This window comes from Pseudomonas canadensis (genome assembly GCF_000503215.1).
GTDB classification, from domain to species: Bacteria; Pseudomonadota; Gammaproteobacteria; order Pseudomonadales; family Pseudomonadaceae; genus Aquipseudomonas; species Aquipseudomonas canadensis.
The window spans coordinates 601,294-608,179 of the sequence record NZ_AYTD01000011.1 but is presented as its reverse complement, the minus strand read 5'-3'; the positions used below and the strand labels follow the sequence as shown (position 1 = coordinate 608,179).

2 protein-coding genes are annotated in these 6,886 nt (G+C 60.0%); one reads left to right on the top strand and one right to left on the bottom strand.

Going from position 1 to position 6,886, the window contains the following annotated elements:
* Positions 1 to 4,092 (bottom strand): DUF6531 domain-containing protein (locus tag U367_RS01000000129945; RefSeq protein WP_032864147.1); only part of this gene is annotated, 4,092 nt, incomplete at its 3' end.
* Between the two features lie 253 nt (positions 4,093 to 4,345).
* Here U367_RS01000000129945 and U367_RS0107910 point away from each other — a divergent pair.
* Positions 4,346 to 6,847 carry a TonB-dependent siderophore receptor gene (locus U367_RS0107910; RefSeq protein ID WP_028616453.1) on the top strand — a complete coding sequence of 834 codons (2,502 nt, stop codon included), beginning with the start codon at positions 4,346 to 4,348 and terminating at the stop codon, positions 6,845 to 6,847.
* Positions 6,848 to 6,886: the final 39 nt, after the last annotated feature.

Sequence of the window (6,886 nt, the reverse complement as noted above, 5' to 3'; positions counted from 1 at the left end):
ATCCGGATTGTAGTAGCGATGACGGTTGTAGTGCAGCCCACTTTCTTGGTCGAAGTATTGGCCTTGGAAACGAAGCGGATTGTCCACTTTTCCTATGTCGAGACGGCTGATTTCGCCGTAGGCGCGGTAGTGCGCGGACCAGACGATTTCGCCGTTGGTATCGGTGAGTTCCTGCGGGGTGCCGAGGTGGTCGAGTTGGTAGTGGTAGGGCTTGGTTTCCTTTGGACCAAAGCCTTCCAGCAGCGCCAATGGCCGGAAGCTGTCGGGCTCGTAGAGGTAACTGCGGTGGCGATCCGTCTGGTGTTCGGCGATGAGTCTGTCGCCTTGCCAGAAAAACTCGGTAGTTGTGCTATCAACGGTCTTGCTGATGCGCCGCCCAAACGGGTCGTAGCGATAGCTGGCGGTCTGGCCGTTGGGTTTTTTGATGCCGATCAGGCGGTGCTGGCAGTCGTAGCGGTATTCAGTAACGAGTTGATGGCCTTTGCCACGCCGTTCGCGGATAAGGTTGCCGAAGGCGTCGTAGTCGTAATGGTGGTCGCCTTGGATCATCAGGCGGTTGCCGGCCACGATGTCGGGGCCGGGGCGGTTTTGCATGAGCAGGTTGCCGGCGGGGTCGTGGCCGAAGCGTTCTTGCTCGCCTTGCGAGTGGTTGGCCCGGGTGAGGCGGTTTAGCGGATCGTAGTGGTAGTGGTGGTCGCCTTTGTGGGTGTCGAGCAGGCGGGTGAGGTTGCCGGATTTGTCGTAGTCGTAGTGGCGTTGGTAGAGGGTGTGTTGCTGTTGGGTAACGGCGTGGGCGTGCAGGCGTTGTTGATCGTCGTAGTGGTAGTGGCTGATCAGTTGGCCTTGTTGGCGTTGGTGTTCCTGACCGGCCTTGAACAGGTGGGAGGTAAGGGTTTCACAGTTCAGTTCGACGGTGACTAGGTGGCCGCCTTTGCCGTGGTTGAACGCCACCCGATTGCTGTCGGGCAGGCGTAGGTTTTGCAGTTGGCCGCAGGCGTCGTAGCCATAGCGCAGCGTGCCCCAGCCTTGGTGTTCGGCGGTGAGACGGTTTTGGCTGTCGTACTCGTAGGCCAACGCCCAGTGGCCATCTTCGACGCTTAGGAGATTGCCTTGACGGTCGTAGGTGTAATCGACATGGTTGCCGTCGGGCAGGGCTTTTCTTACGAGCCGTCCGACATAATCGCGCTCGTAGTGGGTAACCAGCTGACTACCGTCATCGCCATGCTCGGTCTTTTCCTGCAGGTTGCCGTTGAGGTCGTAGAGGTAAGCAGTGCGCTGGCCGTCAAAGCCGGTTTCCTGTTGGATCAGGCCATTGGTGTGATACTGGAGTCGGTAGGTTTCGCCCACCTCATTTTCGATCTCGGTCAGCAATAACCGCACATTGTCGTAACGGTATTTGATCTGAGTGCCATCGGCGTTGATGCGCCGGCTGATCAGGTGCAGGCCATCGGCGTATTCGTAGCGAGTGACGTGGCCGAGTTCATCGCGTTCGGAGGTGATTTTTCCGTACGCGTTGTAGGTATATTTACGCGTATCACCGCTCGGCAAGACGATTTGGACTAATCGTCCTACGTGGTTCCACTCAAATTGCGTGAGCGCGCCGTGTTCGTCTTCCAGGCTGATTTTTCGCCCGAGATCGTCATAGCGGTAGCGCTTGACTCCGCCATTCGGCAACTGCTCTTCAAGCAATTGCCCGTGCTCATTCCAGACCAGTCGGTGACAGCTGTGATCCGGCAGCCAAACCTGCGTCAGTTGTCCGCGTTTGTTGTAGCTGTAGTCAGTAGCGTTGCCGTCAGGATCGGTCCTACGCGTAACGTCGCCCTGGTCATTACGCTCATACTTCCAAACCGCTTCACCACGCCGCACAACCCGTACGAACCCATTGTCATGCTCGTAGGTCGTCGGCTCATCATTCCCCCGAAACAACGCCACCAAACGCCCAGCTTCGTCGTACTGGTAGGCCGTGATCGCCCCCAACGGATCTTGCTCAACCGTCAGCCGGCCTTTCTCATCGTAGGATTTGAAGTGCTCAGCACCGTCAGGATCCACCCGCTGCACCAGCCGCGCCCGCTGGTCATGCACATAGACTTCCTGGCTGCCATCGGCGTTAAACACCGTGACTTGACCGTTATCGTCCCAGGCATAGCGTGTGTCCATTTGCGAGAAACTGGCCCAATGCCGGACACATCGCGCGGCCTTACCAGACCTTTCCCACTCCCAGAAGAAACTCGCCCCACCCGCCAAACCACGCTCAAGAATGACGTGCTGCTCGTCGTACCGATAAACCTCGCTTTCGCCTACGGCGTTGGTCGCAGAAACCAGTCGTCCAAAATTGTCATAGGCGTAGGAAACAACGTTCTGCTCCCTCACCCAAACAAACGGCCCGTCATCCACGTCCCGCTCAACCTGGTAATCCACCGCCACAATGCGACCCAACGCATAGCGCAAAAACAGCGAACGCCCCACGCCGTTATCCAACCGCTCAATCTGCCCCAGGTAATTCCGGGAAATGCGCAACCGGTTGTCATACGCATCGCTAATCGCCGTCAGCACACCGTCGCGAAAATGGTAGAAGCGCGACCCTTGAGACAGGACTAACTCATCGGGCAGCGACCCCAGGTAGATCGCCGCTTCGGCCAGGCTATTGGTGATCGCAGGCCGAGAAACTGTGGGCAGGGGCAGGGTAGTCGACCGATTTTCATGATCGATCCACACCACCGAATCACCGGAAACACTCAGCCGATGCGCCAGCGAGTGACTCCAGCCAAACCCCAACCCGCAATCCACTTCCACCGCACTGGTGCGATACAGCCGGGTCCACTCAAACGGCAAGATCCCGTCCAGCTTGCCATCGGTCAGGGTCAGCAGTTCCTCACCCGTGACCATCGACACCGGACAGCCGTTGGTGGCCGTCTTGTCCGAAGACGCCGCCGCATCCCCAGCCGGATTCTTCCCAACAGCAGGCGCATCATCCACATGCTCCGCCTGCTTCAGCATCGCGTTCTGCCGCGCCTTCCAGCGCATCTGCAGCCTGCCTTGCTTCAACCCACCAACCACCCCGCGAACCGCGACCGCCTTGTAGCGATCCACGGCCTGCATGAACTTCGTCAGAATCCCCAAAAGCCCCCTGACAAAACCCGTCGCCGCATCAAGAATCTGCCCGCCATACTTGACCAGTCGCAGACTCAAATACGCCACACCCGCCGCCGGTAACGCGATGGTCAACACCACGCCGATCACGAGATCAATCAGCAACGACACCACAAACCCTGCCGCCATCTCGGCCATTTCACCGGGCGGCAATGCGTCCAACCAGATCATCGCCGTGCGCAGCATCAGGAACAGCGCCGCTTCATCACTGGCCAGCAGCATCGCCTGTTCCATGACTTTGGGCGCATCGGTGGCGAGCTGCGCCAATTTGGCCGCTTCTGCGCCCAGCTGTTCGACGTACTTCAACGGGTCATCAAGAATCGCCTGCACCAGCTTGATGCTGTCCCACACATCACGAATCGCCGCCCAACTGCCCGCCAGTACGCCGCTGCCAATCGCGCTGGCGGTGGACTGCTCCCAGCGCGGTTTAAAACCCGACCACTCAGAACGAAGCCACTGCTCCAGGTTCCCGGTCAGCCCAGCGTAAGAGGCAAACAACGCGTCCACTTGCTCAGTAGAAACGCCCCCTTGCACCCGCACTTGATAGTGCCCGCCCGCCGCGCAGTGGTGCGAGCCTTTGCCTTGTTCATCCAGCATGATCACGGTAGAACTGCCGTCATCCAGCCCGATCACCTCCACCGGGATGTTGCCAATCGGCACGTCATACACCGACTCGAACAGGCTCTCGATCTTCAGCTCGCCGCCCACCGGGCACTGGGCCACGGTGGAAAAGTCAGCATCCGCAATGCTTACCGCCCGCTGCGATTCCCCCACCCGCAACACCCGATCCATCCCCAGCAGCGACGGCATATCCAGCCCATGGCTCACCGAATCCAGTGCACGCGAGTACCACGCGTCCATGTGCTGGCGATAAATCACCAGGCTCTGATGGAAGCCATCCAGCTCAAATTCGATAAGGGCAATGCGGGAAGGGTGGGTCATCCGTGACGTCTCGGCAAAGGGCAAGGCGTCGGAGCATGCCGTAGCAAAACGCAGCGGGATGAGCGGTTGAGAAATTCAGAAAAGGCTGACTGAACACGGGGGAAAAACGCAAAAAACCAACCCAAAGGGCTACAGAAAAAAGCGACAAAACTGATTGCAGCGCGGCAGCTTAAATAAAAATCGCTCTCATCCTTGCCCGATTTTCCGACATGGCCGTCATGGTTAATAGAACCTCCCTTACGCAGGATTTCCCATGTCGCGCCTTGCTCGTCCCTTGCACCCACTGGCCTTGTCAGTGGCGATGGCTTTTGCCGCCGTGCCGTTGCTGACCGTCCAGTCCTCCTTTGCCGAAGAGAGCAGCAGCGCCGTGCGCAGTTTCTCGATTCCCGCCGGTGATTTGAGCCAGGCGCTCAATAGCCTGGCCGAGCAGGCGGGCCTGGTGCTGGCGTTTGATGCAAGCCTGACGCGCGGCAAGCGCAGTAAGGGTTTGAGCGGGCAATACGACACCGATGTGGCGCTGAACCAGTTGCTCGACGGTAGCGGCTTGCAGGCCTTGAAGATTTCCGCCGACCGCTACCGCCTGGAAGCTATCCCGGATAACGGCGGGGTCATGGAGTTGCAGGCCACCACCATCAGCGGCGCATACCAGACCGAAAGCCCGACCGGGCCGGTGTCCGGCTATGTGGCCACGCGCAGCTTGTCGGGCACCAAGACCGACACCGCGCTGATCGAAACGCCGCAATCGATCTCCATCGTCACCAAAGACCAGATGCGCGCGCAAAACGCCGAGAGCCTCAACCAGATCCTGCGCTACAGCGCCGCCGTCATTCCGGAAACCCGTGGCGCCACCGCATCGCGCCTGGACCAGTTGACCATCCGCGGTTTCTCACCAGCCACTTACCTCGACGGCCTGCGCATGCCCTCGAGCCGTGACGCCTTGCCGCAAAAGGACGCTTTTGACCTGGAACGCGTCGAAGTGCTGCGCGGCCCGGCTTCGGTCCTTTACGGCCAGGGTACGCCGAGCGGCGTGATCAACATGGTCAGCAAGCGCCCGCTGGACACCCCGTTTCACGAAGTAGGCGTGGAATACGGCACCTTCAACAAGAAACGCACGACCTTCGACCTGAGTGGCCCATTGGATGATCAGGGCGTGTATTCCTACCGCGTGGCCGGGCTTTTCGACGATGCCGACGGGCAGGTAGAACACACCGAGACGCGCCGCCAGTCGCTATCCAGCGCCTTCACCTGGCGCCCGGACGACGCGACCTCGCTGACCCTGCTCGGGCATTTCCAGAAGGACCCCAAAGGCGCGTCTTACGGTTCGGTGCCTGCCTGGGGCTCGGTGCTGCACAGCCCGACCGGGCGCAGCATCGATGTGGATTTCTACGACGGTGAAAAGAATTTCGAGAAAAGTGACCGCGAGTACTACAGCATCGGCTGGGCATTCGAGCATCACTTCGATGACGTGTGGACCGTGCGCCAGAATGCGCGTTACCTGCGCAGCGAAGGCCAGTACCGCAGCCTCTACAGCAACTACCTGATGACGGACTATCGCACCATCCGCCGCTCGACCATCGCCAGCGATGTCGACCTGGATGCCTACACCCTCGACAACCAGGTGCAGGCCAAATTCGATACCGGCCCGTTGCAGCACACTTTGCTGATGGGGCTCGACTACCAGAACACCAGCACCGACACCCTGTCCGGCTCGGGCGTGTACACCGCCGGCCCGACCCAGGATATTTTCAACCCGGTCTACGGCGCGGCCGTTCCGGTGCCGGCCTACACCACCGACGGCACCTCGCGCAGCGAGCAGACCGGCGTGTATCTGCAAGAACAGATGAAATGGGACAAATGGGTCCTGTTGCTGGGCGGGCGCTATGACTGGGCCAGCACCGACAGCAGCACCAAGACGATTCGCACCGGCGCCAAATCCGAGTCGTCCCTGGACAGCAAGGCGTTTACCGGCCGTATCGGCCTGGTCTATCTGTTTGATAATGGCCTGGCACCCTATGCCAGCTACGCCGAGTCGTTCAACCCGCAGTCGGGCACCGGCTACGGCGGTTCGGTGTTCAAGCCGACCGAAGGCAAGCAGTACGAAATCGGCATCAAGTACCAGCCGCCAGGCAGCAACAGCTTTATCACGGCAGCGATCTTCGACCTGCGCCAGACCAACGTGCTGACCACCGATCCGGACCCGACTCATCTGTGCGGCTCCGGACGCTGCCAGAGCCAGGACGGTGAAGTGCAATCCCGTGGCTTTGAGCTGGAAGGCAAGGCCAGCCTCAATGACAACCTGGACATCACCGCGGCCTACGCCTACTTGGACAACCGCATCAGCAAGTCCAACAACACCGTGCGGTATGCGCCCGTCAGTGACATCGGCGTAGGCCCCGCCATCGCGGCCGAAGGCACCACCACCTACGGCGTGCCGCGTCACACCGCCTCGGCGTGGGCCGACTACACCTTCCACGATGGCAACCTCAAGGGCTTCGGTGCCGGTGCGGGGGCTCGGTATGTCGGCTCGTCCTGGGGTGATACGGCCAACACCCTGAAGGTGCCGGGCTACACCCTGTTCGATGCGGCGGTGCACTACGACATCCCGAACATCACCAGCCTGAAGGACAACCTGCGACTGGCGCTCAATGCCACCAACCTGGCGAATAAAGAGTATGTCGCGTCCTGCTACTCCTATTCGTGGTGCTGGTATGGCTCGCAGCGTACCGTACAGGCAAGCGCTACGTACCAGTGGTGAGGTAAAAAAAGGCCTTGGCGAAAGGATTCGGGAGCAGCA

Excerpts from the sequence above, each read along its gene's own strand:
- U367_RS0107910 (WP_028616453.1), top strand. The coding sequence starts at position 4,346 with ATGTCGCGCCTTGCTCGTCCCTTGCACCCACTGGCCTTGTCAGTGGCG.